Below are 25,939 nucleotides of genomic sequence, written 5' to 3'. Positions count from 1 at the left end.
TCTTCATGCCAGGAACCTTCGAACCGCTCCCCGGCGGCGGCGCGGCCGTCGCCCTCGACGACGTCGAGATCTCCATCATCCGGTCGCTGGCCGTGCAGCTCCTGGAGCTCATCGGCCCCGGCCCCGCCGAGGAAGCCCCCGACGACCCGCTCGCCGAGCTGTTCGCCGATGGCCCGAGCGAACCGCCCGCGGACCCGGTCCTCAGACGCCTGTTCCCGGACGCCTACAGCGATCCCGAGGGCACCCCGCAGGCCAAGGAGGCCGAGGAGCAGCGGGCGTACTCCGCGGAGTTCCGCCGGTACACCGAGAACGACCTGCGCGCCGGCAAGCGCGACAACGCGCTCGCGGTGGTCCGCTCCCTGGACTCGCTCAGCACCGACTCCGCCGGTGAGGGCGGCGCGGTGCTGAAGCTCTCCGTGGAGGAGTCCCAGCAGTGGCTCGGCGCCCTCAACGACCTGCGGCTGGCCATCGGCTCCCGGCTGGACATCGCCGACGAGGACGACACCGACCTGCTCTACCGGCTCCCGGACGAGGATCCGCGCAAGCCGATGGTGATGGCGTATCTGTGGCTGGGCGGACTCCAGGAGACGTTGGTCGGGACGCTCATGTCGTAGTTCTCGACCTTCTTGTGTCTGTTTGTGATGCTTTTGTGTTCGCTCAGCGGACGCTCAAATCCGGATAACGATCGTGTCACCGCCGCCACCGGCTATGAGTGGCGGCGGTGCGCTTTGTCCGGTTCTTCCTGTGTGATGCGCCACATGGCCTCTCGCCGATCACTGTGGCGACCGTGATAAATCTTCACGACCGCCCGCCGAGCACCACCCGAATGTTCGGCTGGGTGCGCCACGTGGCCGACGGATCGTCGGCCGGGCACAGCTCCAGTTGTCCGGGGGGATCGAAACCCGATCCGAGGCCGCCGAAGGCCCGGGTCGGCATGGAGAAAGGCGCACTACACATGACCTCTTCGAAGGTCACTGACGAGAAGGCCACGGGTGCCCCGGAGGAGGGGTACGAGCGGGGTCTCGGCAGCCGCCAGGTCCAGATGATCGCGATCGGCGGCGCCATCGGCGTCGGGCTCTTCCTGGGTGCCGGTGCGAACATCGCCAAGGCGGGCCCCAGCCTCATCCTGATGTATGCCCTGGCGGGCGCCATCGTCTTCTTCATCATGCGGGCGCTCGGCGAGCTCCTGCTCTACCGCCCGGTCTCGGGTTCGTTCGCCGAGTACTCCCGTGAGTTCCTCGGCCCGTTCTTCGGCTACTTCACCGGCTGGACGTACTGGCTGATGTGGGTCGTCACCGGCATGGCCGAGCTCACGGCCGCCGCCATCTACGTCCACTACTGGTTCCCGGACGTCCCGCAGTGGGTCACCGCCCTGGTCTTCCTGGTGGTCCTCTTCGGCGTCAACCTGATCTCCGTGAAGCTCTTCGGCGAGCTGGAGTTCTGGTTCTCGATGGTCAAGGTCACGGCCCTGATCGGCATGATCGTCATCGGCCTCGGTGTGCTCACCTTCGGCTTCAGCTCCGCCGGTGACACCGCCGCCGTCTCCAACCTCTGGGCCTTCGACGGCTTCTTCCCCAAGGGCATCGGCTCGTCCCTGATGACCCTGCAGGGCGTCATGTTCGCCTACCTCGCCGTCGAGCTGGTCGGTGTCACGGCCGGTGAGTCGGAGAACCCGGAGAAGACCCTCCCCAAGGCGATCAACACCCTGCCCTGGCGGATCGCGCTGTTCTACGTCGGCGCGCTCACCGTCATCCTGTGCGTGGTGAAGTGGACCGAGTTCGCGGAGGGCGTCAGCCCCTTCGTGAAGGCCTTTGCGATGATCGGGATCCCGGCCGCCGCCGGCATCGTCAACTTCGTCGTGCTGACGGCCGCCCTGTCGTCCTGCAACTCCGGCATGTACTCCACGGGCCGCATGCTGCGCAACCTCGCCGACAGCGGTGAGGCGCCCAAGGTCTTCTCGAAGCTGTCCTCCACCAAGACCCCGGCTCTCGGCATCTTCGTCTCGGTGCTGTTCATGGGCATCGGCGTGGTCCTGAACTACGTCGTCCCCGAGAAGGCGTTCGGCTACGTCACCTCCATCGCCACCGCGGCCGGCATCTGGACCTGGCTGATGATCCTGGTCAGCCACGTCCGCTACCGCCGCGAGGTCGTCGCGGGCCGACTGCCCGCCTCGTCCTTCCCGGCGCCCGGCGGCTCGGTGTGCAGCTGGATCGCCATCGTGTTCCTGCTCTTCGTCACCGGTCTGATCGCGTACGACGCCGACGCCCGCGTCTGCCTGTACGTGATGGCCGGCTGGGCCGCCGCGCTGGGCATCGGCTGGATGGTTCTCAAGAGCCGCAACCCGCAGGTCGCCGAGCGGCACGGCGAGCCCGACCTGGAGAGGGTCGGCTAGGCGCTTCGCTGAAAGGGCCGCGCGGGGCCGTCGGCCGTCCGCGGCTCCGATGTGGCCGGTCGCGCAGTTCCCCGCGCCCCTCGGGGCGTCGGTGAGCCGCTGCGCCAGGACGTTCCGCCGCCGGGAGCACTCGTGGCGCTCCCGGCGGCCGCCGCTCAGAACGTCCGGCATATGGGCCGCCCCGTACCACCCTTCGGTACGGGGCGGCCCTCTGTCTACCCACCCGTCTCCCACCACCGCCCCAAACGAGCGCTTCGCGCGCCTGCATATTCTTGGAACATGCTGACCATCACCCAGGCCCTCGTCGACCAGATCGTCGCCCACGCCCGTAAGGACCACCCCGACGAGGCATGCGGAGTCGTCGCGGGTCCGGCCGGCTCGGACCGCCCCGAGCGCTTCATCCCGATGCTGAACGCGGCGATGTCGCCCACGTTCTACGAGTTCGACTCCGGCGATCTGCTCAAGCTCTACCGCGAGATGGACGACCGCGACGAGGAGCCGGTGGTCATCTACCACTCCCACACGGCCACCGAGGCCTACCCCTCCCGCACCGACATCTCCTACGCCAACGAGCCCGGCGCCCACTACGTCCTCGTCTCCACCGCCGACACCGACGGCCTGGGCGACTTCCAGTTCCGCTCCTACCGGATCGTCGACGGCGAGGTGACGGAGGAGGAGGTCAAGGTCGTCGAGGCGTACTGATCCCCCGCCCCGGCGGCGATGGGGCGTCCGCCTGAACAGCGCGGTCTCACGCCTCGGCCCCCAAACGTCCGCCATGTGGGATCACATTCCAAAAGCCGGACCGGGAATCGATACGATGACCCCATGGTTTTCCACGACGTGAGCGAAAAGACGCCGGGCTCGCTGCTCGTGGCGCGGCTGCACGTCGACCTGTGCAGGCTCGCCAGCGCCATCTGTTGACGCGACACCCTGCCGCCGTACGGCCGTGAGCCGCGGCGCCTCACACGCACCACCCCTGCTGTACTGCGCTGCCGCGCGCGCCCGACTGACTACTCCCGACAGGAGCCCTGAAGCCATGGCCATCGAGGTCCGCATCCCGACCATCCTCCGCCAGTACACCGACGGTCAGAAGGCGGTGGAGGGCAGCGGTGACACCCTCGCCGAGCTGTTCACCGACCTCGAGACCCGGCACACGGGCATCCAGGCCCGCATCGTGGACGGCGACCAGCTGCGCCGCTTCGTCAACGTCTACCTGAACGACGAGGACGTCCGCTTCCTCGACGGCATCAACACCAAGCTCGCCGACGGCGACAACGTCACGATCCTGCCGGCCGTGGCCGGCGGTATGGCCTGATCCGAATGCGCTACGACTCCCCGCTCGCCGCGGTGGGCAACACCCCTCTGGTGTGCCTGCCGCGGTTGTCGCCGTCCGAGGACGTCCGCGTCTGGGCCAAGCTGGAGGACCGTAACCCCACCGGCTCGGTCAAGGACCGCCCCGCTCTGCACATGATCGAGCAGGCGGAGAAGGACGGCCGCCTCACCCCGGGCTGCACGATCCTGGAACCGACCAGCGGCAACACCGGCATCTCCCTCGCCATGGCGGCCAAGCTCAAGGGCTACCGCATCGTGTGCGTGATGCCCGAGAACACCTCACAGGAGCGCCGGGACCTGCTCGCCATGTGGGGCGCGGAGATCATCTCCAGCCCGGCCGCGGGCGGTTCCAACACCGCCGTACGGGTCGCCAAGGAACTCTCGGCCGAGCACCCCGACTGGGTGATGCTCTACCAGTACGGCAACCCGGACAACGCGGGCGCGCACTACGCGACGACGGGGCCCGAGATCCTCACGGACCTCCCCTCCATCACCCACTTCGTCGCCGGCCTCGGCACCACCGGCACCCTGATGGGCGTAGGCCGCTACCTGCGCGAGCACAAGCCGGACGTCAAGATCGTCGCTGCGGAACCGCGCTACGACGACCTGGTGTACGGCCTGCGCAACCTCGACGAGGGCTTCGTCCCCGAGCTGTACGACGCCTCCGTCCTGACCACCCGTTTCTCGGTCGGCTCGGCCGACGCGGTCACCCGCACCCGTGAACTCCTGCAGCAGGAGGGCATCTTCGCGGGCATCTCCACCGGGGCCGCGCTGCACGCCGCGATCGGCGTCGGAAGGAAGGCGCTGAACGCGGGGGAGTCCGCCGACATCGTGTTCGTCGTCGCCGACGGCGGCTGGAAGTACCTCTCGACCGGCGTCTACACCGCCGCGACCACCGAAGAGGCCATCGAGACGCTCCAGGGGCAGCTCTGGGCATGAGCCGGTCCGCCGGCTCGGGGCCCGCGAGGCCCTGACCACAGGGCTCAGGCCCTGACGGGGCGAGTGACGGCGCCCTATCGCGAGAGGTGACGGACCTGGTCCCACACGACCGGGTCCATCACCCCGACCCGCCGCCGGAAGTCCCACACCGGTACATGCCGCAGCTCATCCGTCTCCAGGAAACTCGCCCGGCCGCGGGCGTCCCCGACCGCACCCGGCGGCAGCGGAATGACGCCGTACCGCTCGTCGCGGTACTTGCTGGTGATCTTCGCGACCGTGACCTGCTGCCCGCGCACCGCCAGCACCAGACAGGGCCGGTCCTTTGCCCCCGGCCCGTCCTCGTAGGGCACCCTCGCCCACCAGATCTCGGCGGGCACCGGACGGGCCGACGCACGCCGTCCGGGCCTCCCCGGCGGCCGGGTCCTTCGCCCCTTCGGCCGCCGCCCCCGTCCCCACCCGTCCACGACCGTGGCGACCAGCGCGAGCAGTACCACCGCCGCGAGCGCCAACCACCAGGACGTGTCCATGAGGACGAAGGTACCGGCGCACCCACCCCCGCGCGCGCCTTCTCCCTCTCCCACCCGTCGCCTCCACCACCCCTGTACGAGCGCTTCGCACACGCCTCTCGTTTCTCGTGCCGCGTATCCAGCCGAACGCGTGACACCACAGGTGAGTTCGCCCACAACAGACCTTTGCGGAGGAGCGACCGGAGGTTTTGCGCCTTACGCTCGACAAACCGCACGACCCCCGACGCCCCAATTCCCGATCTTCTGGATTTCCCGCCAGCGGAGGTTTCTGTTTCATGAAGCTCACCGTCGTCGGCTGCTCGGGGTCGTTCCCGTCCGCGGAATCGGCCTGTTCGAGCTACCTCGTCGAGGCCGACGGCTTCCGGCTGCTTCTCGACATGGGCAACGGCGCCCTGGGCGAGCTGCAGCGCCACTGCGGTCTCTACGACCTCGACGCGATCTTCCTCAGTCATCTGCACGCCGACCACTGCATCGACATGTGCGCCTACTTCGTCGCGCGCTACTACCGGCACGACGGCGGCCGCTGCGACCCGATCCCGGTCTACGGACCCGAGGGCACCGAACAGCGCCTGACCACCGCCTACGCCGACACCCCCACCGCCTCGTCCATGAGCGAGGTCTTCGACTTCCACACGGTCAAGCCGTCCACCTTCGAGATCGGCCCGTTCACGGTGCACACGGAACGCGTGGCCCACCCGGTGGAGGCGTACGGCATCCGCATCGAGCACGGTGGAAAGACGCTGACGTACTCGGGCGACACCGGCATCAGCACCGCCCTGGACGAACTCGCCCGCGACGCGGACCTGTTCCTGTGCGAGGCGGCTTTCACGCACGGCAAGGAGAACATCCCGGACCTGCACCTCAACGGCCGCGAGGCGGGTCAGTCGGCGGCGCGCGCGGGTGCCCGCCGCCTGGTTCTCACCCACATCCCGCCGTGGACCGACCCCCAGGTCAACCTGGCCGACGCGCGCGAGGTCTACGACGGTCCGGTGGCGCTCGCGGCGCCGAGGCAGACGTACGAGATCTAGCCTTCGGACACAGCCCGTACGGGGTTCAGGCCCGTATGCGCGAGAAAGGCCCCGGAACCTTTCGGTTCCGGGGCCTTCGTCATGCCGTACTGCAGAGCATGTTCCGGCTGAGGCTCACGCCTTGGTGAGGTCCTCGAGCTCCTCCTCGGGCTCGCGGCCCGGGGTGGGCAGGTTCCACTTGGTGATGGCGAAGCGGAAGACGGTGTAGTAGATCGCGGCGAAGACCAGGCCGATCGGGATGATCAGCCATGGCTTGGTCGCCAGGTTCCAGTTGAGGGCGTAGTCGATGAAGCCCGCGGAGAAGGTGAAGCCCGCGTGGACTCCGAGCGCCCAGGTGATCGCCATCGACAGGGCGGTGAGGACCGCGTGGATCACGTACAGCACCGGGGCGATGAACATGAACGCGAACTCGATCGGCTCGGTCACACCGGTCACGAAGGAGGTCAGCGCGAGCGAGATCATCATGCCCATCACGGCCTTGCGGCGCTCGGGGCGGGCGCAGTGGGCGATGGCGATGGCGGCGGCCGGCAGACCGAACATCATGATCGGGAAGAAGCCCGACATGAACTGCCCGGCGGTCGGGTCACCGGCGAAGAAGCGGTTGAGGTCGCCGTGCACGATCTCACCGGCGGCGTCCTTGAAGTCACCGAGCTGGAACCAGGAGACGGTGTTCACGAACTGGTGCATGCCGACCGGGATCAGGGCGCGGTTGATCAGACCGAACAGACCCGCGCCGAGGGCGCCGAGGCCGGTCATCCACTCGCCGAAGTCGGAGATGACCTCACCGATCGGCTCCCAGACCAGGCCGAAGAAGACGCCCATCACGGTGCCGACGAAGGCCATGATGATCGGGACCAGCCGGCGGCCGTTGAAGAAGCCGAGCCAGTCGACCAGCTTGGTGCGATGGAAGCGCTGCCACAGCACGGCGGCCAGCAGACCCATGATGATGCCGCCGAGGACACCGGGGTTGTTGTAGGTCGCGGCTATGTCCGCGCCGGCCTGGACCTTCGCCTCGGTGACCGGGAACGCCTTCAGTACGTTGCTGTAGACCAGGAAGCCGACCAGCGCCGCGAGAGCGGTCGAGCCGTCCGACTTCTTGGCGAAGCCGATCGCGACACCGATGCAGAACAGCATCGGCAGGTTGTCGAAGATCGCGCCACCGGCGGTGGCGAACACGGCGGCGACCCTGTCCCAGCCGAGCCCGTCCTTGCCGAACACGTCGGCCTGACCGAAGCGGAGCAGGAGACCCGCCGCCGGGAGCACGGCGATCGGGAGCTGAAGACTGCGGCCGACCTTCTGCAGGCCCTGGAAAAGGCCGGATCCCCTCTTCTTCGCGGGGGCCGCCGATGTGGTGGCGGTGCTCATAGACTTCCTCCATCGGGTGGTGGTCTACACCACTCAGTGGTGTAGACCTGTTGTAGCACGATGAAGGGGAGATAAGGAACCCGCGATTCCTGCGGGATTTTTTCCGGGTTTCTCAGACCTTTGTGACGTCCTCGACCTGGTCCTCCGGCTCTCTGCCCGGAGTCCTGAGATCGAACTTCGTGATCGCGAAACGGAAGATCACGTAATAGGCGACGGCAAAGCACAGGCCGATCGGAATCATCGCCCAGGGCTTCGTGGCGAGGTTCCAGTTGATGACGTAGTCGATCAACCCGGCGGAGAAGCTGAAGCCGTCGTGCACGCCCAGTCCCCAGGTCACCGCCATCGACACCCCGGTCAGCAGCGCGTGCACCGCGTACAGCGGCGGGGCGACGAACAGGAACGAGTACTCGATCGGTTCCGTGATGCCGGTGACGAACGACGTCAGTGCCACCGACAGCATCAGACCGCCGACCTCCTTGCGGCGGTGGGGCTTCGCGCAGTGCGTGATGGCGAGGGCGGCCGCCGGCAGCGCGAACATCATGATCGGGAAGAAGCCCGAGGTGAACTGGCCGGCGTCCGGGTCGCCCGCGAGGAACATATTGATGTCGCCGTGCACCACCGTGCCGTCCGGCTTGGTATAGCTGCCGAACTGGAACCAGATGGGCACGTTGAGGAACTGGTGCAGCCCGACCACCAGCAGTGCCCGGTTCGCGATGCCGAAGACGCCCGCGCCCCAGGCGTCCAGGCCGTCCATCCAGTCGCTGAAGCTCTCCAGCGCGTCACCGATCGGCGGCCAGACCCACAGACACAGCGCCGCGAACGCGATCGCCACGAACGCCATGATGATGGGGACGAGCCGCCGGCCGTTGAAGAAGCCGAGCCAGTCCACCAGCTTCGTACGGTGATAGCGGGCCCAGAAGAAGGCGGCGAGCAGACCCATGACGATGCCGCCGAAGACGCCCGGGTTCTGGTACTCGAAGACCGTCACCGTCCCGTCCTGCACCTGGCAGCCGACGTTCGGGACCGCCTTCGACCCCTCGGGGCAGTCCTCCGGGAACTGGCGCAGCACGTTGTAGTAGACGAGGAACCCCGCGACCGCCGCGAGTGCCGTCGAGCCGTCGGACTTCTTCGCCATGCCGATGGCCACGCCCACGCAGAACAGCAGCGGCAGCCCGAGCGAACCGTCCAGCAGCGCGCCGCCCGCGCCGACCATCACCTTGGAGACGTCGGTCCAGCCGAGCCCGTCGTCGCCGAACACGTCAGGCTGGCCAAGGCGGTTGAGGATGCCGGCGGCCGGCAGCACGGCGATGGGCAACTGGAGGCTGCGGCCCATCTTCTGCAGGCCCTGGAAGGACTTGTTCCAGCGAACCCGCGCGGGACCGGCGGCAGCGCTGTCGGCACTCATGGACGCCCCTCGGTAGGGTGGTGTAGACCAGTTGGCGGACGGTTCCGCTGTCGTGAACGCCATCCTTCGGCAGCTACGACATGACCGCTCGCGAAGATGGGCCAACTGTGGGTTACTGCGACAAAGCGGTTCGGATCAGGGAGAAGGCACATGGCCAGCAAGGCTGAGAAGATCGTCGCCGGGCTCGGCGGCATCGACAACATCGAGGAGATCGAGGGCTGCATCACCCGGCTCCGCACCGAGGTCAGCGACGCCTCGCTGGTCGACGAGGCCGCCCTGAAGGCCGCCGGCGCCCATGGCGTCGTGAAGATGGGCACCGCCGTCCAGGTCGTCATCGGCACCGACGCCGACCCGATCGCGGCGGAGATCGAAGACATGATGTGAAGCGCGGGCATCGTCCCGGGCTTCAGGGCATGAGGGGCCCCTCCCACCGCGGGAGGGGCCCTTCCCTTTGTGGGGCTAGGCTCACGCCCATGGCAGCTACCTCCTCAATTCCTCGAATCGACGGTCGCACCTCCGAACAGCTCCGCCCGGTCAGCATCGAACGCGCCTGGAGCAAGCACGCGGAGGGCTCCGTCCTCGTCTCCTTCGGCGACACCAAGGTCCTGTGCACCGCATCCTTCACCGAAGGCGTCCCGCGCTGGCGCAAGGGCAGTGGAGAGGGCTGGGTCACCGCGGAGTACGCCATGCTGCCCCGGGCCACCAACACCCGCGGCGACCGCGAGTCCGTCCGCGGCAAGATCGGCGGCCGTACCCACGAGATCAGCCGCCTCATCGGCCGCTCCCTGCGCGCGGTCATCGACTACAAGGCCCTCGGCGAGAACACCATCGTCCTCGACTGCGACGTCCTCCAGGCCGACGGCGGCACCCGCACCGCGGCCATCACCGGTGCCTACGTCGCCCTCGCCGACGCCGTCTCCTGGGCCCAGGGCCGGAAGCTGATCAAGCCCGGCCGCAAGCCGCTCACCGGCACGGTCAGCGCCGTCTCGGTCGGCATCGTGGGCGGCGTTCCGCTCCTGGACCTGTGCTACGAGGAGGACGTGAAGGCCGACACCGACATGAACGTCGTCTGCACCGCCGACGGCCGCTTCGTCGAGGTCCAGGGCACCGCCGAGGCCGAGCCCTTCGCCCGCGAGGAGCTCAACGCCCTGCTGGACCTCGCGGTTTCGGGCTGTGGGGAGCTGGCGGATCTCCAGCGCAAGGCGCTTGGTACCGTCCTGGAAAAGTAAAGGACGCACCAAGAAGAGCCGCATTCCCGGGGCAACCCCGCGGGCTTCACCGGCGTCACTAGTGGTACGGGCGCACGGCACACCGCTGTGCGCTCGGCCAGTGAAACGGGGGCCTGCGAGGCCTGGGCAGGGAGGGAACGTCAACCATGGCCACGAGCCGACGACGCCGGAGCCGTATCGCCATAGCCGCCGCAGCCATCGCGGCAGTCGGGCTGACGGCCGGGCTGACCACCGGCTGCGACGCCGTCAACAAGGCGCTGGACTGCGTCCAGACCGCCGACGCCATCGCCGACAGTGTCACGGAACTCCAGCAGGCCGTGGAGAGCGCCGCGAACGATCCGACGCAGCTCGAGGAGTCGCTGACCTCCATCGACAAGAACCTCGACAAGATCGGCGACAAGACGGACAACACCGACGTCAACAAGGCCGTGGACGACCTCCAGCAGGCCGTCACCAACGTCCGCGACGCCGTCAAGAACGGTGACGAGACCCCCGACATCAGCCCGGTCACGGACGCGGCCGGCGAACTGACCAAGGTCTGCACCCCGTAACACCCGGCACGGACAAGCGCGGTTGGCGAGGCCGGGATACTGGACCCCATGACCCGCCTCATCCTCGCCACCCGTAACGCCGGAAAGATCACCGAGCTCAGGTCGATCCTCGCCGACGCAGGTCTCGATCACGACCTCGTCGGCGCGGATGCCTACCCGGACATCCCCGACGTCAAGGAAACCGGCGTCACCTTCGCCGAGAACGCGCTGCTGAAGGCCCACGCCCTGGCCCGGGCCACCGGCCTGCCCGCGGTCGCCGACGACTCGGGGTTGTGCGTCGACGTGCTGAACGGCGCCCCCGGCATCTTCTCCGCCCGCTGGGCCGGCCGGCACGGCGACGACCAGGCCAACCTGGACCTGCTCCTCGCCCAGCTGGGCGACATCGACGACGCACACCGCGGCGCCCACTTCGCCTGTGCGGCCGCGCTCGCCCTGCCGGACGGCACGGAACGGGTGGTCGAGGGGCAGTTGCGGGGCACCCTGCGGCACGCCCCCGTCGGCACCAACGGCTTCGGCTACGACCCGATCCTCCAGCCGGAGGGGGAGACGCGGACTTGTGCCGAGCTGAGCCCGGCGGAGAAGAACGCGATCAGCCATCGAGGGAAGGCGTTCCGAGCGCTGGTGCCGGTGGTGCGGGAGTTGTTGGGCTGAGGGACGGAAAAAGGGGCCGCCCTACAGGACGGCCCCTGTTTGTGGGCCCGGTGGGACTCGAACCCACGACACACCGGATCTAAACCGGCGTCCTCTTGCCAGCTGGGATACGGGCCCGCAGCGCTGCCTACTCTACTGGGCGCTGCGGACAGCTCGCTGACCACCTCGGCACCAGGTGCTGGTGACCGCGTGGCAGTTGGGGCAAAGCAACCGCAGATTCTCCTGCCGGTCGTCGCTCCAGTCCCCGTTGATGTGATCGACCTCCAGGGTCATGGGTTTGCCAAGCCACTCTGGGGCGACTCCGCACCGGGCGCACCTTTCGGGTACGCCGACTTCGCGGAGCACGCGACGTAGGAGCGAGGTCTTCGTCCGGAACTTGCCGTCGTGCTGTACCAGAACGTCCTCCGGGCGTTTGGCGGTCGAGCTCGGTTTGCCCCGTTGGTGGGCTTGCCCCAGGAAGTGTGAGGTGTCGAGGCCGTCCTCGATCACCCACTGGTGGAACAGGGTGCGGAACTGGCCGGTGCGAGGTCGTCCCAGGGCGCGGAGCGCCCCTGCGATGGATGTCGCCTCGCGGACAGCGCGCCGCAGCTCCTCCGGGGCTGGTTTCGGGTGTGGCTCCCCGGCCCGCCTCCGGCGGGGGAAGTGTGAGATGTCGATGCCGAAGTGCTCGAAGCGCTTATACAGGTGCCGACGAAGATTGCGGTACGGCCTGGTGCCGATGAAGGCGATGACCTCGTCGATGTTGGAACACTGCGCGGCGGCTTCAGCCAGTCGCTCGCGGGTGTACTCCATGCCGGTGGTCATGAGGTGCAGCCCCCGGAACGTCCCTTGCTCCGGCCCCGGTAACTGTCCGTCGTCGAGTGGCAGTTGGGGCAGAGCAGCCGCAGGTTCTTGATTCGGTTGTTCCGCCAGTTGCCGTCGATGTGGTCGACTTCGAGAGGAAGCCGTTCGCCGAGCCACACCGGTTCGATCCCGCACATAGCGCAGTTCTCCGCTACGCCCAGCTCTCGCATCGCCCGCTTGAGCCGGCTGCCCGGCATACGCTTGGCTCCGGCCGAGGTGTCCTCGATGAGGATCTCTTCGGCCGTGCGGCGGCGCTGATTGTTCCGCTGTCGCTCAGTGCGGACCACCGGCGTGAAGTGCGATGTATCGAGGCCGTAGGCGTTGATACGTCGGGAGATGTTCGTATGGTGACCCCCGACCACTTCGAGCCCGAGCCGCCGCAGAACCTCGTTGACACTCGTCGACGCCGCGACCACCGGCTCCAGGACCTGCCTCGTCCACTTGGCCCCCTCCCGCTCGAAGTGCGAGACGTCCACCCCGAGTTTCTTCATCCGCTCGTGGATGTACCGCCGTCTCCAGCTCTTCGGATCCACCGCTAGCCGCTCGAGCGCCTCCGACAACGTCCGCGCCCCCCGAGCCGCCTCCTCCAGCCGCTCCTTGGTGTACGCACTGGCCCCCATCGTGCCCTCTCCGTATCCGGCCACGCGTTCGCAGCCCGTACGGAGTAACGAACCGTTTGTCGGCCGGTCACGGCAGGCTTATGTGGTGTGGACAACTGCCCATCCGGATGGGGTGGTCCGCATCGAGTGCCTCGAGGGGGCGTTCGCCGGTGACGTCGACGGGGCGCCGTGTCCGAACGTGAGCGGGGAGCGGTCCGTCGTCGCCCTGCATCCGGGGGCTTGGGGGGTGGCCTTTCAGCAGGCCAACGCCGGTGCGATGGCGCTTCGGACCACAACCGAGATCGCCGGAGACGCCTGGAGCGAGGAGCGCAGGCCGGTGCCGGGGCGGGCCGACCTGGCTCCTGACGTGTGGATCTCGTTCAGATACCCAAGTCCTTGATGATCTTCGCCACGTGGCCGGTCGCCCGCACGTTGTACAGGGCACGCTCGACCTTGCCCTCCTCGTCCACGATCACCGTGGACCGGATGACGCCCATGTAGGTCTTGCCGTAGTTCTTCTTCTCGCCGTAGGCCCCGTACGCCTCGGTGACGGACTTCTCCGGGTCGGCCACCAGCGTGACCTTCAGGGACTCCTGCTCGCGGAACTTGGCGAGCTTCTCCGGCTTGTCGGGGGAGACACCGATGACCTCGTAGCCGGCGCCGGCCAGCAGCTCCAGGTTGTCCGTGAAGTCGCAGGCCTGCTTGGTGCAGCCGGGCGTCAGGGCGGCAGGGTAGAAGTAGACGATGACCTTGCGGCCCTTGTGGTCCGACAGGGACACCTCGTTGCCGTCGGCGTCGGGCAGGGTGAAGGCGGGGGCCACGTCCCCCGGCTGGAGTCGCTCGCTCATCGAACCAGCGTAACCGGGGAGCCTGACAGTGCGGTCCGGCGTGGAGCTGACAGACTGTCCGGAAACAGCATCAGCTTCACTTCGGAGGCCGTACGGTGGCGGACACGTCGGACACCAGAACACCGGCGCAGATCGAGGCGGACATCAAAGCCCGCCGCGCAGCGCTGGCCGAGACGCTCGACGAGATCGGGGTGCGGGTGCACCCGAAGACGATCGTCGGCGACGCCAAGGCCAAGGTCGTCTCGAACATCGACCACACCCTGGGACGGGCTTATGTCGAGGTCAATCGGGCCGTGAGCGGGATGACGGCCAAGTTCACCGACGAGGAGGGCGCGCCCCGGCTGGAGCGCATCGTGCCCGTGGCACTGGTCGCGGTCGGCCTCGTCGGGCTGCTCGCTCTGGGCACGCGGCGCCGCAAGGGCTGAGCGGCGGACCCGAGGGCGTACGCGGGCGGTAAAGGCAGGTAGGTTCAAGGTGTGAGCGCCAACAGAATCGAGCACAGCACGCAGGGCGACAAGCTGCCCATCCGGATGCTGCACGACCGAGTACTCGTGCGGCAGGACACCACCGAGGGTGAGCGGCGTTCCGGTGGCGGCATCCTGATCCCCGCCACGGCCGCCGTCGGCCGTCGGCTGGCCTGGGCCGAGGTCGTCGCGGTGGGGCAGAACGTACGGACCGTGGAGCCCGGCGACCGGGTTCTGTACGACCCGGAGGACCGTGCCGAGGTCGAGGTGCGTGGGGTCGCGTATGTGCTCATGCGCGAGCGCGATCTGCACGCCGTGGCCGCCGACCGGTTCGAGGGGTCGGAGGACTCGACGGGGCTCTATCTGTAGTTCGACGTCTGTAGTTCGACGTCTGTAGTTCGACGGTCAAAGGGGCTGGTGACCATGGTCACCAGCCCCTTTTGTCGTTTCCTTGCTAGCTTTGAAGGAACCCGACGAGACGCGCCGTACCGGGATCCACGCAAAGACGACGCACCCCCGCTCAACGTCGTCACGTCTCGGAGGTGCCTGTCATGGCCTGGGTCCTGCTCGTCGTCGCCGGTCTGCTCGAGGTCGGCTGGTCGGTCGGCCTGAAGTACACCGACGGATTCACCCGGCTCGTCCCCAGCCTGTTCACCGGCGCCGGCATCGTCGCCAGCATGCTGTTGCTGTCCTATGCCGCGAGGTCCCTGCCCATCGGTACCGCCTACGGCGTGTGGGTGGGCGTCGGCGCGGCCGGCGCCGCGGTGGTCGGCATGGCGGTGCTGGGGGAGCCCGTCACCGCCGCGCGGATCCTCTTCGTGTCCCTGCTGCTGGTCGCCGTGGTGGGGCTCAAGGCGACCAGCGGTCACTGATCTCCGGTGCTCACTGCCGGCGGGTCGTGCTCAGCGTTCCGGCTGTGTTTCCGGATGTCACTCCGCCTCCGCCGGTGTCGGTCCCTCCGTCGGTGGTGTCGCCCGTCGTTCCTCCGTCGGTGGTGTCGCCGGTGGTGCCGCCGTCGGTGGTCGTGCCGCCGTCCGAGGTGCCGCTGGTCGTGTCGCCGGTGGTGCCGCCGTCGGTGGTCGTGCCGCCGTCCGAGGTGCCGCCGGTCGTGTCGCCCGTCGTGCCGCCGTCGGTCTGGCCCGGGGTCTCGCCCCCGGTCTGGCCCTCGGTGTCCTGGCCGCCGGTCGTCGTGTCGCCGGTGGTGCCGCCGTTGTCCTGGCCGCCCGTGCCGTCGTCGCCGTCGGTCGGGTCGGTCGTCGGGTACTGGGGAACGTCGGCGCCCTCCGCGAGCTCCAGGTCGAAGTCCTTGACCGGCTTCCCCGTCAGCGCCTTCTGGGTGTACTGGGCCCAGATCTCGGTGGGCGCGCCGCCGCCGTTGATGCGGTTGAGGCCCATCACGCCGTACAGCGACTTGTGCTTGGCCGTGACCGGGTCCTGCCCCATGACGGCGACGACGGTGGCGAGGTCGGGGGTGTAGCCGGCGAACCAGGCGGCGGTGTCCTCCTCCGCCGTACCGGTCTTGCCCGCCGCGGGCCGGCCGGCGGCCTGGGCGGCGGTGGCGGTGCCGTTGTCGACGACGCTCTGCAGCACGGACGTCGTGGTGTCGGCGGCCTCACGGCTGATGACCTGGGAGGTCTTGCGCTCGGGCAGCTCGATGACGTCGGCGCCGTCCTTGGTGATCTTGTCGATCATGGTGTACGTGCCGTGCTTGCCGTGGTTGGCGAGCGTCGCGTAGGCCTCCGCCATGTCCAGGACGCTGGCGGTGGCGGTGCCGAGTGCGATGGACGGGGACGGGTGCAGGTCGGGGGTGCCGGCGGGCAGGCCGAGCTCGACCGCGGTGTCCTTCACCTTCTCCGGGCCCACGTCGACGGCCATCTGCGCGTACACCGAGTTGACCGACTTGTCGGTGGCCTCGCGCACCGTGATGTCGCCGTAGGAGACGTCGTCCTCGTTCGCCGGGTCGTAGGTGCCCGTCCAGCCCTGCACCGGGCGCTTGTTGGTGCCGTCGTAGAACGTGTACGGGGTGATCCGGCGGCCGTCCTGGGTCCTCGAGCCGTTCTCCACGGCCGAGGTGAACACGAACGGCTTGAAGGTGGAGCCGACCTGGAAGTCCCGGCGGGTGGCGTTGGGGGTGTACTGCTTGACGTAGTCGATGCCGTTGTACATCGCGACGACCTTGCCGGTCTTCGGGTCGACGGAGGCGCCGCCCGCGCGGACGTATTTGTCGACCTTGTTGTTCTTCTTGTCCAGCTTGGACATCAGCTTGTCGTTGACGGCGTCGACGAAGGCGTCCTGCCTGTCCTTCTGCAGGGTGGTGGTGACCCGGTAGCCGCCGGCCTCCAGCTCCTCCGCGCTGACGATCTTGTTCTGGGTCAGATAGTCCTTCACGATCTGCACGATGTAACCGCGCTGACCGGAGAGGTTGGTGGAGGTCGAGGCCTCCTTCGGCATCGGGAACTTCATGCCCGCCCGCTCGGACTCGCTGAGCCAGCCCTTGGTGACCATGCCGTCCAGGACGTAGTTCCAGCGGGCGACGGCCGCGGACCTGTTCTCCGGGTGGGCGATGACGTCGTACTCGCTGGGCGCGTTGACCAGCGCGGCCAGGTAGGCGGCGCGGGCCGGGTCGAGGTCCTGCGCGTCCATGCGGTAGTAGGCCTGGGCGGCGGCCTGGATGCCGTAGGCGTTACGGCCGAAGAAGCTGGTGTTGAGGTAGCCCTCGAGGATCTCGTTCTTGCTCTTCTCGCGATCCAGCTTGATCGCGATGATGAACTCCTTCGCCTTGCGGGTGACGGACTGCTCCTGGCGCAGGTAGTAGTTCTTCACGTACTGCTGGGTGATCGTGGAGCCGGACTGCTTGCCCTTGCCGGTGGCCGTGTTCCAGGCGGCGCGCACCATCGCCTTGGGGTCGACGGCGGACTCGGTGTAGAAGTCCCGGTCCTCGGCGGCCAGGATCGCGTGCTGGGCGTCCTTGGAGATCTGCGCGAGGGTGACGTTCTCCCGGTTGACCTGGCCGTCGCGGGCGATCACCGAACCGTCCGCGTACATGTAGACGTTGGCCTGCTTGGTGGCGAGCGCGTTGGCCGGCGGGATCTTGACCAGGGAGTAGCCGATGACGAACAGGCCGACGAGCAGCATGACGCCGATGACGAAGGTGCTGAGCACCATGCGCCAGGTCGGGATGATGCGCCGCCAGCCCGTCCGTTTCGGCCGCTTCGGCTTCTCGGTCGGCTGCGGCTGCGGTTGCGGCTCGTCGCTCATGTCGTACACGGACTCCTGTTTCGCGTCGTACGTTCCCGTACGCCCTCGTACGCCTACTGCGCCCCCATTGAAGACTCTCGTATCGGGCGCTCCGTTCCCGGAAAACGCGCGTGTCCTCGGAAAGTGACCTGACTCTCGCGCCGGGGTCGCCGGAAATCGGCTGGCAGCCCCCGTCGGCCGCGCACTAGGCTCCTGCGCTTCGGTGCCGGGCGCGGGCGGGGAGGGCTGTGGACATGGGCTCGTGGCGGTTGTACTCAGCCGTCGCCGTAGGCGGATTCCGACGGTACGCGACCTACCGGGTGGCCACGGCGGCCGGGGTGTTCACCAACACCGTGTTCGGCGTGATCCTCGTCTACACCTATCTGGCCCTGTGGGACGAGAGACCGCATCTCGGCGGGTACGACCAGGCGCAGGCCGTCACCTATGTGTGGCTGGGCCAGTGCCTCTACGCCACGCTCGCCATCCAGGGCGGCGGCGCCGAGAAGGACCTCATGGACCGCATCCGCACCGGTGAGATCGCCGTTGACCTGTACCGGCCGGCCGATCTCCAACTCTGGTGGCTGGCGGGGGACATGGGGCGGGCGATGTTCCAGATGCTGGGGCGGGGCGTGATCCCGTTCGTGTTCGGCGCGCTGTTCTTCCCGATGGCGCTGCCGACGGACGTCGCCCCCTGGGCGGCCTTCGTGGTCACGCTGCTGCCGGCGGCGGTCGTCAGCTTCGCGATCCGGTATCTGGCCGCCCTGAGCGTGTTCTGGCTCATGGACGGCATGGGCGTCAGCCAGGCCCTGGTGATCACCGGGATCTTCTTCTCGGGCATGGTGCTGCCCCTGAACGCCTTCCCGGGCGTGTTCGGCGAGATCGTACGGACGCTGCCGTGGGCGGCGCAGATCCAGATGCCGGCGGACGTGCTGATGGGGGAGACCGACCCGCTCGGGGCGTTCGCCTTCCAGGCGGTGTGGGCGGTGGCGCTGTTGGCGGCGGGGCGGCTGCTGCAGTCGGCGGCGACGCGGCGGGTGGTGGTGCAGGGTGGGTGAGCGCGGCGCTCTGCTCGAAGGGCTGCGGGCCTACCGGCTGATCGCCGGGATGTGGGTGCGCTCCAGCATGACCTACCGCACCTCCTTCGCCGTCACGGTGCTCGGCAACCTGATGGTGACCGGCCTGGACTTCGTGGCGATCCTGCTGATGTTCTCGCAGGTCGACACCCTGGGCGGCTGGTCGCTGCCGGAGATCGCCCTGCTGTACGGCCTGTCGGCGACGTCGTTCGGGATCGCCGACCTGGTGCTCGGCTCGATGGACGTCCTCGGCGCCCGGATGCGCGACGGCTCCTTCGACACGCTGCTGGTGCGTCCCGCGCCGGTGCTCGCGCAGGTCGGCGCGGACCGCTTCGCGCTGCGCCGGCTGGGCCGGATCACGCAGGGCGCGCTGGTGCTGGGCTGGGCGCTGGTGTCGGTCGACGTCGACTGGAGCGCCGCGAAGGTGCTGCTGGTGCCGGTGATGGTGGTGAGCGGCGCGGCGATCTTCTCGGCGGTGTTCGTGGCGGGCGCGGCCTTCCAGTTCCTCGCGCAGGACGCCGCCGAGGTGCAGAACGCGTTCACGTACGGCGGGACGACGCTGCTTCAGTACCCGCCCAGTGTGTTCGGCAAGGACCTGGTGCGCGGCGCGACCTTCATGCTGCCGCTCGCCTTCGTCAACTGGGTGCCCGCCGCCCATGTACTGGGGCGGCCGTACCCGATCGGCCTGCCCGGGTGGACGGCCTTCGCCTCGCCGCTGGTGGCGGCGGCGTGCTGTGCGCTTGCCGGTCTGGCGTGGCGGGCCGGGCTGCGGTCGTATCGGAGTACGGGGAGTTAGGGGCAGGGCATGCGGGACGAGGCGTTCATCGAACTCGACGGTGTCGAGAAGGTCTTCGACGTGCGCAGGAAGACCGGCTTCATGAGGCGGGAGCGGCGGCAGGTGCGGGCCGTCGACTCGATCTCCTTCCGTGTGGCGCGCGGCGAGATGGTGGGCTACATCGGGCCGAACGGTGCCGGCAAGTCGACGACGATCAAGATGCTGACCGGGATCCTGACCCCCAGCGGGGGCCGCCTGCGCGTGGCAGGCATCGACCCGTCCCGCGAGCGCACCCGGCTCGCGCACCGCATCGGGGTGGTGTTCGGGCAGCGTACGACGCTGTGGTGGGACCTGCCGCTGATCGACTCGTACAAGCTGATGCACCGCATGTACCGCATCCCTGACGGCCGTTACCGCGAGAACCTCGACCGGCTCGTCGAACTCCTCGACCTGGGAGCGCTGTTGGACGTTCCCGTACGGCAGCTCTCGCTCGGCCAGCGGATGCGCGGGGACATCGCGGCGGCGCTGCTGCACGATCCCGAGGTGCTGTACCTGGACGAGCCGACGATCGGTCTGGATGTGATCTCGAAGTCCAGGGTCCGTGAGTTCCTGCGGGAGTTGAACACCGAGCGCGGCACCACGGTTCTGCTGACGACCCACGATCTGCAGGACATCGAGCAGTTGTGCTCACGGGTGATGGTCATCGACCACGGTCGTTTGATGTACGACGGCCCGCTGGCCGGGCTGCACGAGGTGGGCGAGAGCGAGCGGACCCTGGTGGTCGACCTGGAGCGGGAGCTGCCGCCGATCGAGGCGCCGCCCGCGCGCGTGGTGAAGGTGGAGGGGCCGCGGCAGTGGCTGGCGTTCCCGGCGGCCGAGTCGGCGGCGGTGCTGGTGGCGCGGATCGCGGCGGAGTATCCGTTGGCGGACCTGTCGGTGCGGGAGCCGGACATCGAGGCCGTGATCGCCAAAATGCTGCATTCATTGGGGGACGCCCCCAAACCCCCGCCCGAACAGGCCGAGCGGGCGATCTCGTAGCCCCGGGCGGGGGTTGCTCGTAGGCTGCTGTACATGAGCGACGCTGTGCCTTCCGGGGGGACACCCCCCAGGCCCCCCGCAACGGAGCTGCGTGCCTCCGACGCCGATCGTGAACAAGTCGCCGAGGTCCTGCGGGACGCCCTCGCGGAGGGGCGGCTCGACATGGCGGAGTTCGAGGAACGCCTGGAAGCGACGTACAAGGCTCGTACGTACGGGGATCTGGCGCCGATCACCCGGGATCTGCCCGTCGGCGAGGTGGCCGTGCCGAAGGTCGACATGGTCAAGAAGCCCGAGGCGTCGGACGGGAGTTGGGCCGGCCGGATCGTCGGTGGCGAGGGATCCTCGACGTGGGGTGTCGCCGTGCTGTCGGGGTTCCAGCGCAAGGGGCGCTGGACGGCGCCGAAGCGGTTCAACTGCTTCGCCTTCTGGGGCGGCGGGGAGATCGATCTGCGCGAGGCGAACTTCGCGGACCGAGAGATCGAGATCAACTGCGTCGCGATCATGGGCGGGATCGAGGTGGTCGTGCCGCCCGGCGTCCAGGTCGAGGTGCGGGGAATCGGGATCATGGGGGGCTTCGATCACCGTGAGGAGGGGGCGCCGGGGGACCCCGGGGCGCCTCGGGTGATCGTGACCGGGTTCGCCTTCTGGGGCGGCGTCGGGGTCGAGCGGAAGCTGACGCGGACGCAGCGGCAGGAGCTCCGGGAGGAGCGGCGGCGGGAGAAGCTGGAGCGCAAGGCGGAGCGCCGGGAGCTGCGGGGGGCCGTTCGCGACGAGCGGTACGAGGCGCATCGGGGGATGCTCGAGGAGCATCGGGACATGTGGCGCCATGTGCACGATGACCGCGGGAACCGGTGGGAGAAGGAGCGCGAGCGGGGGCGCGAGCGGGACGAGGACTGAGCGCCGCCGTCCCGCCGCCGCTTCGCTACAGCTCCGCCGGAGCCGCTCCCTTCAGATCCTTCAGGTCGAAGGCCTCCGCCATCTGTTCGTAGCCCTTGTCGCTCGGGTGGAGGTGGTCGCCCGAGTCGTAGTCGGGGCGGAACTTGCGGGGGTTGTACGGGTCGCGCAGAGCCTCGTCGAAGTCGGCGACCGCGTCGAAGACCTTGCCGGCGCGGATCTCCGCGTTGATCTGCTGACGCACGTTCTCGCGGGCGTCGGTGTAGCCGCGGTGGCCCTGGAAGGGCATCAGGGTCGCGCCGACGACCTTCAGGCCGCGGGCGTGGGCCTGGCGGACCAGGGCGCGCAGGCCGTCGAGGATACGGTCGGGGTCGGCGAGGCCGGGGTTGCGCAGGATGTCGTTGACGCCGAGGTCGATGACGACGACCTTGACGTTGGTACGGGACAGGACGTCGCGGTGGAAGCGGCCGATGCCCGCCTGGTTGTCCGCGGGGCGGCCGGCGCCGCTGGCGAGGATCTGGTTGCCGCTGATGCCCTGGTTGACGACGCTGTAGCGCGGCACGTCCGCGCCGGCCGCCACCGCCGCGCGCAACCGGCGTGAGAGGACGTCCGTCCAGCGGCGGTTGGTGTTCTCGGTGGACGTGATGCCGTCGGTCAGCGAGTCACCGAAGACCACGACGGTGCCGTCGGACTCGTGGCTGAGGACGTCCACCGCGGTCAGATAGCGCCAGACCCCGCTCCGCCCGGTGTACGCGACCCCGGTCGCGTCCTCGGTGACGTCGCCCTGGGCGATGAAGCTGATCTGGCGGGCGTGCGGATGGAAGGTGACCGGGCCGGACGGGGTGGGGGAGTAGGTGGTGACCAGGACGTCGGCGTCCGCCGGGATCACCAGGCGCACGGCGTCGCTGAGCACCTGCTGTCCGGGCGGGATGACGACCATGGCGTTGCCGCCGAAGGTCAGCCGCCGCATGGTGTCCGCGACGGCGGCCGCGGTCCCGGCGGAGGCCGCCACCGCGATCGACGCGTGGCTGATCGTCAGCGCCGACTGGCCGTACAGATTGGAAAGCGTGATGCGGGAACTCGTACCGCCGACGCTGGTGTGCACGACGTTGCGCACCGAGCTGCCCGCCATGCCGCGCACCTCGGTCCCGGCCTCGGCTCCGACCGGGGAGGCGGACCAGGCGCCGACCCAGATGCCGGTGGAGGCGGGGGCGGCGGGGCCGCGCTGGGTACCTTGCCTGGTGGGGGTGCTCTTGCTGGTGGCGCTGCCCTCGTCGGAGGCGACCCCGACGTATATGGCGGCGGACACAGCGACGATCAGGGCGATGATCGCGGACAGCAGGGCATAACCGTTTCGCCTGGTCATGCGGTGCGTTCTCCTCGGACGGATGGGAGCCCGAGGCTCCGATGTGATCACCTAATGATGCGTCATAAGGCAGAGGGGAGTTGCACGGACCCCCCATTGGGCCGCCGGAGTTCATCCGGAGTTCGCCACTGACCTCCCCCCAACAGACAGACGCCGGGAACTCTTGATTCGTTCCAGGAGTCGGTCAGGTAGGGACAATGTGTACGGGGGATCCTGGACTGGTGGAGCGGGGAATGGAACGTACGAATCTGGATGAAACGGGAACACGCGACGTAGAGCAGCATGCCCGGCCGGGCATCGCCGGTAACCGGCGGGTGCCCGCTTCGGCCGTACGTGCGATGAACACCTTCACCGCCGCCGACCTGGAGAAGCAGCGCGGCGTACGGCGGATGAAGCTCACCGCGACCGGGTTGCTGCTGTTCGTGGCGCTGGTCTACGTCCTCGCCAAGGTGACCTCCCACCACGGCGCCGGAGAGTGGGCGGACTATGTCGCCGCGGCCGCCGAGGCCGGCATGGTCGGCGCGCTCGCCGACTGGTTCGCGGTCACGGCCCTGTTCCGATACCCGCTGGGCATCCCCATCCCGCACACCGCGATCATCCCCAACAAGAAGGACCAGCTGGGGGTCTCGCTGGGCGAGTTCGTCGGGGAGAACTTCCTCTCCGAGGACGTCGTACGGCAGCGTCTGCGCGCCGTCGGCATCGGCAGCCGACTGGGCGCGTGGCTGGCGGACCCGGAGCACGCCGACCGTGTGACGGCCGAGCTGTCGGCGGCGCTCAGGGGCGCCCTGGCGGTGATGCGCGACTCGGACGTGCAGGCGGTGGTGGGGGAGGCGATCACCCGTCGGGCCGACGCCCAGGAGATCGCGCCCGGCATCGGGAAGATGCTGGAGAAGGTCGTCGCCGACGGCGGCCACAAGCGGGCCGTCGACCTGATCGTCGCCCGCGCGCAGCACTGGCTGATCCTGCACGACGACGAGATCATGGACGCCGTCACGGGCGGCGCCCCCGGCTGGACCCCGAGGTTCGTGGACCGCAGGGTCGGCGAGCGTGTCTACAAGGAGCTGCTGCGCTTCGTCACCGAGATGCGGGACATGCCCTCCCACCCGGCCCGCGGCGCCCTCGACCGCTTCCTCACCGACTTCGCCTCCGACCTCCAGTCCGACACCGACACCCGTGCGCGGGTCGAGCGGCTCAAGGGCGAGGTGCTGGGGCGCGGCGAGGTGCAGGACCTGATCGCGTCCGCGTGGACCGCCGTACGGTCGATGATCGTCTCGGCGGCCGAGGACGAGCGCAGCGAGCTGCGTCTGCGCGTGCGGGCCTCGCTGCTGTCGCTGGGCGCCCGCATGGCGGTCGAGCCGCGGCTGCAGGCCAAGGTCGACAGCTGGGTGGAGGGCGCGGCGGTGTACGTCGTGACCACCTACCGCAAGGAGATCACCTCCCTGATCACGGACACCGTGGCCGGCTGGGACGCCGAGCACACGACGCGGAAGATCGAGGCGCACATCGGACGCGATCTGCAGTTCATCCGGATCAACGGCACCGTCGTGGGCTCGCTCGCCGGACTGCTGATCTACACCGTGTCGCGAGCGCTGGGGGCGTAGGGCCGGCCCATCAGGGCACCCGGCCGGGGTTCGCTCGACGAGGAGGGAGCCCATGACCACCGCGCAGGCCGAGACCGGCCGTACCGTCACGACCGACATCCCCGCCCGCCTCGACCGCCTCCCGTGGTCGCGCTGGCACTGGACCATCGTGATCGGTCTCGGCACCGTGTGGATCCTCGACGGCCTGGAGGTCACGGTCGTCGGCAGCATCGCCCCCCGACTGTCCGAGCCCGGCAGCGGACTGCCGATCACCTCCGGCCAGGTCACCGGCCTGGCAGCCGCGCTGTACGTGGCCGGTGCCTGCCTGGGCGCGCTGTTCTGGGGGCGCCTGACCGACTTATGGGGCCGCAAGAGGCTCTTCATGATCACGCTGGCGGTCTATCTCGCGGCGACGGCCCTCACCGCGGTCTCGTTCGACACCTGGTGGTTCTTCCTGTTCCGCTTCCTGACCGGCTTCGGCATCGGCGGCGAGTACGCGGCGATCAACTCCGCGATCGACGAACTGATCCCGGCGCGGTACCGCGGCCGCGTCGACCTGATGATCAACGGCAGCTTCTGGCTGGGCGCGGTCGCCGGCTCGCTGCTGGCGATCGTCGCGCTGGACACGGCGATCCTGCCCGCGGACATCGGCTGGCGGCTGACGTTCGCGCTGGGCGCCGTCCTCGCGCTGGTGATCCTGCTGGTCCGGCGGCATGTCCCGGAGAGCCCGCGCTGGCTGCTGATCCACGGCCGCGACGACGAGGCGGAACGGATCGTGTCCGCCATCGAGCGGAAGGTGGCGGCCGGGCGGGAGGAGCCGCTGCCGCGCCCCGAGGGCGAGATCACCATCAGCCAGCGCCGGAGCGTGACGTTCCTGGAGATCGGGCGCACCGTCTTCGCCAAGTACCGCAGGCGGGCCTTCCTCGGCTTCTCCCTGTTCATCGGCCAGGCGTTCCTCTACAACGCCATCACCTTCGGCTTCGGCGCGATCCTGGCCACGTTCTTCGACGTGCCGACCGGCGACACCGGCTACTACTTCGCGGTCATCGCGGTCGGCAACTTCATGGGCCCGCTGCTGCTCGGCAAGCTCTTCGACACGGTCGGCCGACGCGTCATGATCTCGTCGACCTACCTGCTCTCGGGCCTGCTGCTGTTCGGCACGGCCTGGCTGTTCGACCAGGGCGCGCTCAACGCGACCACGATGACGGCCTGCTGGTGCGCGGTCCTGTTCTTCGCCTCGGCCGGCGCTTCGAGCGCCTACCTCACGGTCTCCGAGATCTTCCCGATGGAGACCCGCGCGATGTCCATCGCCTTCTTCTACGCCCTGGGCACCGCCGCGGGCGGCATCAGCGGCCCGCTGCTGTTCGCCGACCTCACCGGGACGGGCAAGGTCGGCGACACCGTCATAGCCTTCCAGATCGGTGCGGCCCTGATGTGCCTGGCGGGCCTGGTCGCGGCGTTCCTCGCGGTGCGCGCGGAACGCCGGTCGCTGGAGGACATCGCCCGACCGCTCACGGCGGTCACCAAGCCGGCTCGCGCGGGCGTGCGGGCGGCTCGGGCCGCCGGGGGCCCTGGGGCGAAGGGGGTCTCCGGAGCGACGGGCGCCACCGGATCCACGGGACCCACCGGGGCGGCGGGGACGACCGGGGCGACGGGGGCGTAGCCGGAAGGGGCCGGACCGGACCCGGCTACCCTCGTGCCGGGAGCCGGGAGCCGGGAGCCGGGAGCCGGGAGCCGGGAGCCGGGAGCCGGGAGCCGGGAGCCGGGAGCCGGGAGCCGGGAGCCGGGAGCCGGGAGCCGGGA

28 protein-coding genes, 1 tRNA gene and 1 riboswitch are annotated in these 25,939 nt (G+C 69.0%); of the genes, 20 read left to right on the top strand and 9 right to left on the bottom strand.

Annotated features, from left to right (window positions below; genetic code table 11):
* Positions 1-5 precede the first annotated feature (5 nt).
* From ACZ7NC_RS08955 to ACZ7NC_RS08930, 6 genes are all read left to right on the top strand, one after another.
* Positions 6-614: a DUF2017 domain-containing protein gene (locus ACZ7NC_RS08955; RefSeq protein WP_471486216.1), complete on the top strand. Its 609-nt coding sequence runs from the start codon at positions 6-8 to the stop codon at positions 612-614.
* Positions 615-955: 341 nt separating this feature from the next.
* A complete protein-coding gene (locus tag ACZ7NC_RS08950; RefSeq protein WP_471486214.1) occupies positions 956-2,392 on the top strand; it encodes an amino acid permease in 1,437 nt (478 codons plus the stop codon).
* A 279-nt stretch (positions 2,393-2,671) separates the two neighbouring features.
* On the top strand, positions 2,672-3,094 hold the full coding sequence (locus tag ACZ7NC_RS08945; RefSeq protein ID WP_383608776.1) for a M67 family metallopeptidase: 423 nt from the start codon (positions 2,672-2,674) through the stop codon (positions 3,092-3,094).
* Between the two features lie 123 nt (positions 3,095-3,217).
* Positions 3,218-3,313 (top strand): putative leader peptide, encoded by a 96-nt coding sequence (locus ACZ7NC_RS08940; protein ID WP_471486212.1) that lies wholly within the window; start codon positions 3,218-3,220, stop codon positions 3,311-3,313.
* Positions 3,314-3,428: 115 nt separating this feature from the next.
* Positions 3,429-3,707: a MoaD/ThiS family protein gene (locus ACZ7NC_RS08935; RefSeq protein WP_471486210.1), complete on the top strand. Its 279-nt coding sequence runs from the start codon at positions 3,429-3,431 to the stop codon at positions 3,705-3,707.
* Between the two features lie 5 nt (positions 3,708-3,712).
* Complete coding sequence (locus ACZ7NC_RS08930; RefSeq protein WP_471486208.1) at positions 3,713-4,663, top strand: PLP-dependent cysteine synthase family protein; 951 nt, start codon at positions 3,713-3,715, stop codon at positions 4,661-4,663.
* A gap of 74 nt (positions 4,664-4,737) precedes the next feature.
* On the opposite strand, the gene ACZ7NC_RS08925 is transcribed toward ACZ7NC_RS08930, so the two are convergent.
* Entirely contained in the window at positions 4,738-5,190 is a 453-nt protein-coding gene (locus ACZ7NC_RS08925) for a type II toxin-antitoxin system PemK/MazF family toxin (RefSeq protein WP_471486206.1), read from the bottom strand.
* Positions 5,191-5,465: 275 nt separating this feature from the next.
* Between ACZ7NC_RS08925 and ACZ7NC_RS08920 the strand changes: the two genes are divergently transcribed.
* Positions 5,466-6,218: an MBL fold metallo-hydrolase gene (locus ACZ7NC_RS08920; protein ID WP_471486205.1), complete on the top strand. Its 753-nt coding sequence runs from the start codon at positions 5,466-5,468 to the stop codon at positions 6,216-6,218.
* Between the two features lie 114 nt (positions 6,219-6,332).
* Here the strand turns inward: ACZ7NC_RS08920 and ACZ7NC_RS08915 are convergent, their stop codons facing one another.
* Both ACZ7NC_RS08915 and ACZ7NC_RS08910 read right to left on the bottom strand, forming a co-directional pair.
* Positions 6,333-7,583: a PTS transporter subunit EIIC gene (locus ACZ7NC_RS08915; protein WP_471486203.1), complete on the bottom strand. Its 1,251-nt coding sequence runs from the start codon at positions 7,581-7,583 to the stop codon at positions 6,333-6,335.
* Positions 7,584-7,695: 112 nt separating this feature from the next.
* A complete protein-coding gene (locus ACZ7NC_RS08910) occupies positions 7,696-8,988 on the bottom strand; it encodes a PTS transporter subunit EIIC (RefSeq protein ID WP_471486202.1) in 1,293 nt (430 codons plus the stop codon).
* A 150-nt stretch (positions 8,989-9,138) separates the two neighbouring features.
* Here ACZ7NC_RS08910 and ACZ7NC_RS08905 point away from each other — a divergent pair, with 150 nt between their 5' ends.
* The 4 genes from ACZ7NC_RS08905 to rdgB all read left to right on the top strand — a co-directional run bounded on the left by ACZ7NC_RS08905 (position 9,139) and on the right by rdgB (position 11,419).
* The gene (locus tag ACZ7NC_RS08905) at positions 9,139-9,372 is read left to right on the top strand and encodes a PTS sugar transporter subunit IIB (protein ID WP_194045576.1); all 234 of its coding nucleotides are present in this window, start codon (positions 9,139-9,141) and stop codon (positions 9,370-9,372) included.
* Between the two features lie 107 nt (positions 9,373-9,479).
* The gene (gene rph, locus ACZ7NC_RS08900; protein ID WP_471486291.1) at positions 9,480-10,217 is read left to right on the top strand and encodes a ribonuclease PH; all 738 of its coding nucleotides are present in this window, start codon (positions 9,480-9,482) and stop codon (positions 10,215-10,217) included.
* Positions 10,218-10,363: 146 nt separating this feature from the next.
* Entirely contained in the window at positions 10,364-10,768 is a 405-nt protein-coding gene (locus ACZ7NC_RS08895; RefSeq protein WP_147999536.1) for a hypothetical protein, read from the top strand.
* Positions 10,769-10,816: 48 nt separating this feature from the next.
* A complete protein-coding gene (rdgB, locus tag ACZ7NC_RS08890) occupies positions 10,817-11,419 on the top strand; it encodes an RdgB/HAM1 family non-canonical purine NTP pyrophosphatase (protein WP_471486201.1) in 603 nt (200 codons plus the stop codon).
* A gap of 42 nt (positions 11,420-11,461) precedes the next feature.
* Here the strand turns inward: rdgB and ACZ7NC_RS08885 are convergent.
* The 4 genes from ACZ7NC_RS08885 to bcp form a co-directional block, all read right to left on the bottom strand.
* Positions 11,462-11,536, bottom strand: a tRNA-Leu gene (locus ACZ7NC_RS08885).
* Between the two features lie 15 nt (positions 11,537-11,551).
* Positions 11,552-12,223 carry an HNH endonuclease signature motif containing protein gene (locus ACZ7NC_RS08880; RefSeq protein ID WP_471486199.1) on the bottom strand — a complete coding sequence of 224 codons (672 nt, stop codon included), beginning with the start codon at positions 12,221-12,223 and terminating at the stop codon, positions 11,552-11,554.
* Entirely contained in the window at positions 12,220-12,882 is a 663-nt protein-coding gene (locus tag ACZ7NC_RS08875; RefSeq protein WP_471486198.1) for an HNH endonuclease signature motif containing protein, read from the bottom strand. The genes ACZ7NC_RS08880 and ACZ7NC_RS08875 overlap by 4 nt, the downstream gene beginning before the upstream one ends.
* Before the next feature lie 359 nt (positions 12,883-13,241).
* Entirely contained in the window at positions 13,242-13,709 is a 468-nt protein-coding gene (bcp, locus tag ACZ7NC_RS08870; protein WP_471486197.1) for a thioredoxin-dependent thiol peroxidase, read from the bottom strand.
* 95 nt (positions 13,710-13,804) lie between these two features.
* Here bcp and ACZ7NC_RS08865 point away from each other — a divergent pair, with 95 nt between their 5' ends.
* The 3 genes from ACZ7NC_RS08865 (at position 13,805) to ACZ7NC_RS08855 (ending at position 15,045) form a co-directional block, all read left to right on the top strand.
* The gene (locus ACZ7NC_RS08865) at positions 13,805-14,134 is read left to right on the top strand and encodes a DUF3618 domain-containing protein (protein ID WP_471486195.1); all 330 of its coding nucleotides are present in this window, start codon (positions 13,805-13,807) and stop codon (positions 14,132-14,134) included.
* A gap of 105 nt (positions 14,135-14,239) precedes the next feature.
* Positions 14,240-14,542 carry a GroES family chaperonin gene (locus tag ACZ7NC_RS08860; RefSeq protein WP_451620872.1) on the top strand — a complete coding sequence of 101 codons (303 nt, stop codon included), beginning with the start codon at positions 14,240-14,242 and terminating at the stop codon, positions 14,540-14,542.
* A 75-nt stretch (positions 14,543-14,617) separates the two neighbouring features.
* A riboswitch (guanidine-III (ykkC-III) riboswitch) is annotated at positions 14,618-14,688 on the top strand.
* A 36-nt stretch (positions 14,689-14,724) separates the two neighbouring features.
* On the top strand, positions 14,725-15,045 hold the full coding sequence (locus tag ACZ7NC_RS08855) for a DMT family transporter (RefSeq protein WP_471486194.1): 321 nt from the start codon (positions 14,725-14,727) through the stop codon (positions 15,043-15,045).
* A 10-nt stretch (positions 15,046-15,055) separates the two neighbouring features.
* Here the strand turns inward: ACZ7NC_RS08855 and ACZ7NC_RS08850 are convergent, their stop codons facing one another.
* On the bottom strand, positions 15,056-17,431 hold the full coding sequence (locus tag ACZ7NC_RS08850) for a transglycosylase domain-containing protein (protein ID WP_471486193.1): 2,376 nt from the start codon (positions 17,429-17,431) through the stop codon (positions 15,056-15,058).
* Positions 17,432-17,664: 233 nt separating this feature from the next.
* Here ACZ7NC_RS08850 and ACZ7NC_RS08845 point away from each other — a divergent pair, with 233 nt between their 5' ends.
* Genes ACZ7NC_RS08845 through ACZ7NC_RS08830 form a run of 4 tightly spaced genes read left to right on the top strand, consistent with a single transcriptional unit; the run spans position 17,665 to position 21,193 of the window.
* Positions 17,665-18,465 carry an ABC transporter permease gene (locus ACZ7NC_RS08845; protein WP_471486191.1) on the top strand — a complete coding sequence of 267 codons (801 nt, stop codon included), beginning with the start codon at positions 17,665-17,667 and terminating at the stop codon, positions 18,463-18,465.
* Positions 18,458-19,279, top strand: coding sequence for an ABC transporter permease (locus tag ACZ7NC_RS08840; protein ID WP_471486190.1), 822 nt, complete (start codon positions 18,458-18,460; stop codon positions 19,277-19,279). The genes ACZ7NC_RS08845 and ACZ7NC_RS08840 overlap by 8 nt, the downstream gene beginning before the upstream one ends.
* Positions 19,280-19,288: 9 nt before the next feature.
* Positions 19,289-20,296 (top strand): ABC transporter ATP-binding protein, encoded by a 1,008-nt coding sequence (locus tag ACZ7NC_RS08835; RefSeq protein ID WP_471486188.1) that lies wholly within the window; start codon positions 19,289-19,291, stop codon positions 20,294-20,296.
* A gap of 33 nt (positions 20,297-20,329) precedes the next feature.
* Positions 20,330-21,193, top strand: coding sequence for a DUF1707 SHOCT-like domain-containing protein (locus ACZ7NC_RS08830; RefSeq protein WP_471486187.1), 864 nt, complete (start codon positions 20,330-20,332; stop codon positions 21,191-21,193).
* A 25-nt stretch (positions 21,194-21,218) separates the two neighbouring features.
* Here ACZ7NC_RS08830 and ACZ7NC_RS08825 read toward each other — a convergent pair whose 3' ends face one another.
* The gene (locus tag ACZ7NC_RS08825) at positions 21,219-22,556 is read right to left on the bottom strand and encodes an SGNH/GDSL hydrolase family protein (protein ID WP_471486186.1); all 1,338 of its coding nucleotides are present in this window, start codon (positions 22,554-22,556) and stop codon (positions 21,219-21,221) included.
* A 197-nt stretch (positions 22,557-22,753) separates the two neighbouring features.
* Between ACZ7NC_RS08825 and ACZ7NC_RS08820 the strand changes: the two genes are divergently transcribed.
* Both ACZ7NC_RS08820 and ACZ7NC_RS08815 read left to right on the top strand, forming a co-directional pair.
* Positions 22,754-24,157, top strand: coding sequence for a DUF445 domain-containing protein (locus tag ACZ7NC_RS08820; RefSeq protein WP_471486185.1), 1,404 nt, complete (start codon positions 22,754-22,756; stop codon positions 24,155-24,157).
* Positions 24,158-24,209: 52 nt separating this feature from the next.
* A complete protein-coding gene (locus tag ACZ7NC_RS08815; protein ID WP_471486183.1) occupies positions 24,210-25,799 on the top strand; it encodes an MFS transporter in 1,590 nt (529 codons plus the stop codon).
* The last annotated feature ends 140 nt before the right edge of the window (positions 25,800-25,939 follow it).

The sequence above is a fragment of the Streptomyces sp. NPDC111802 genome, assembly GCF_055634335.1.
This window is presented reverse-complemented; position numbering and strand designations above follow the sequence as displayed.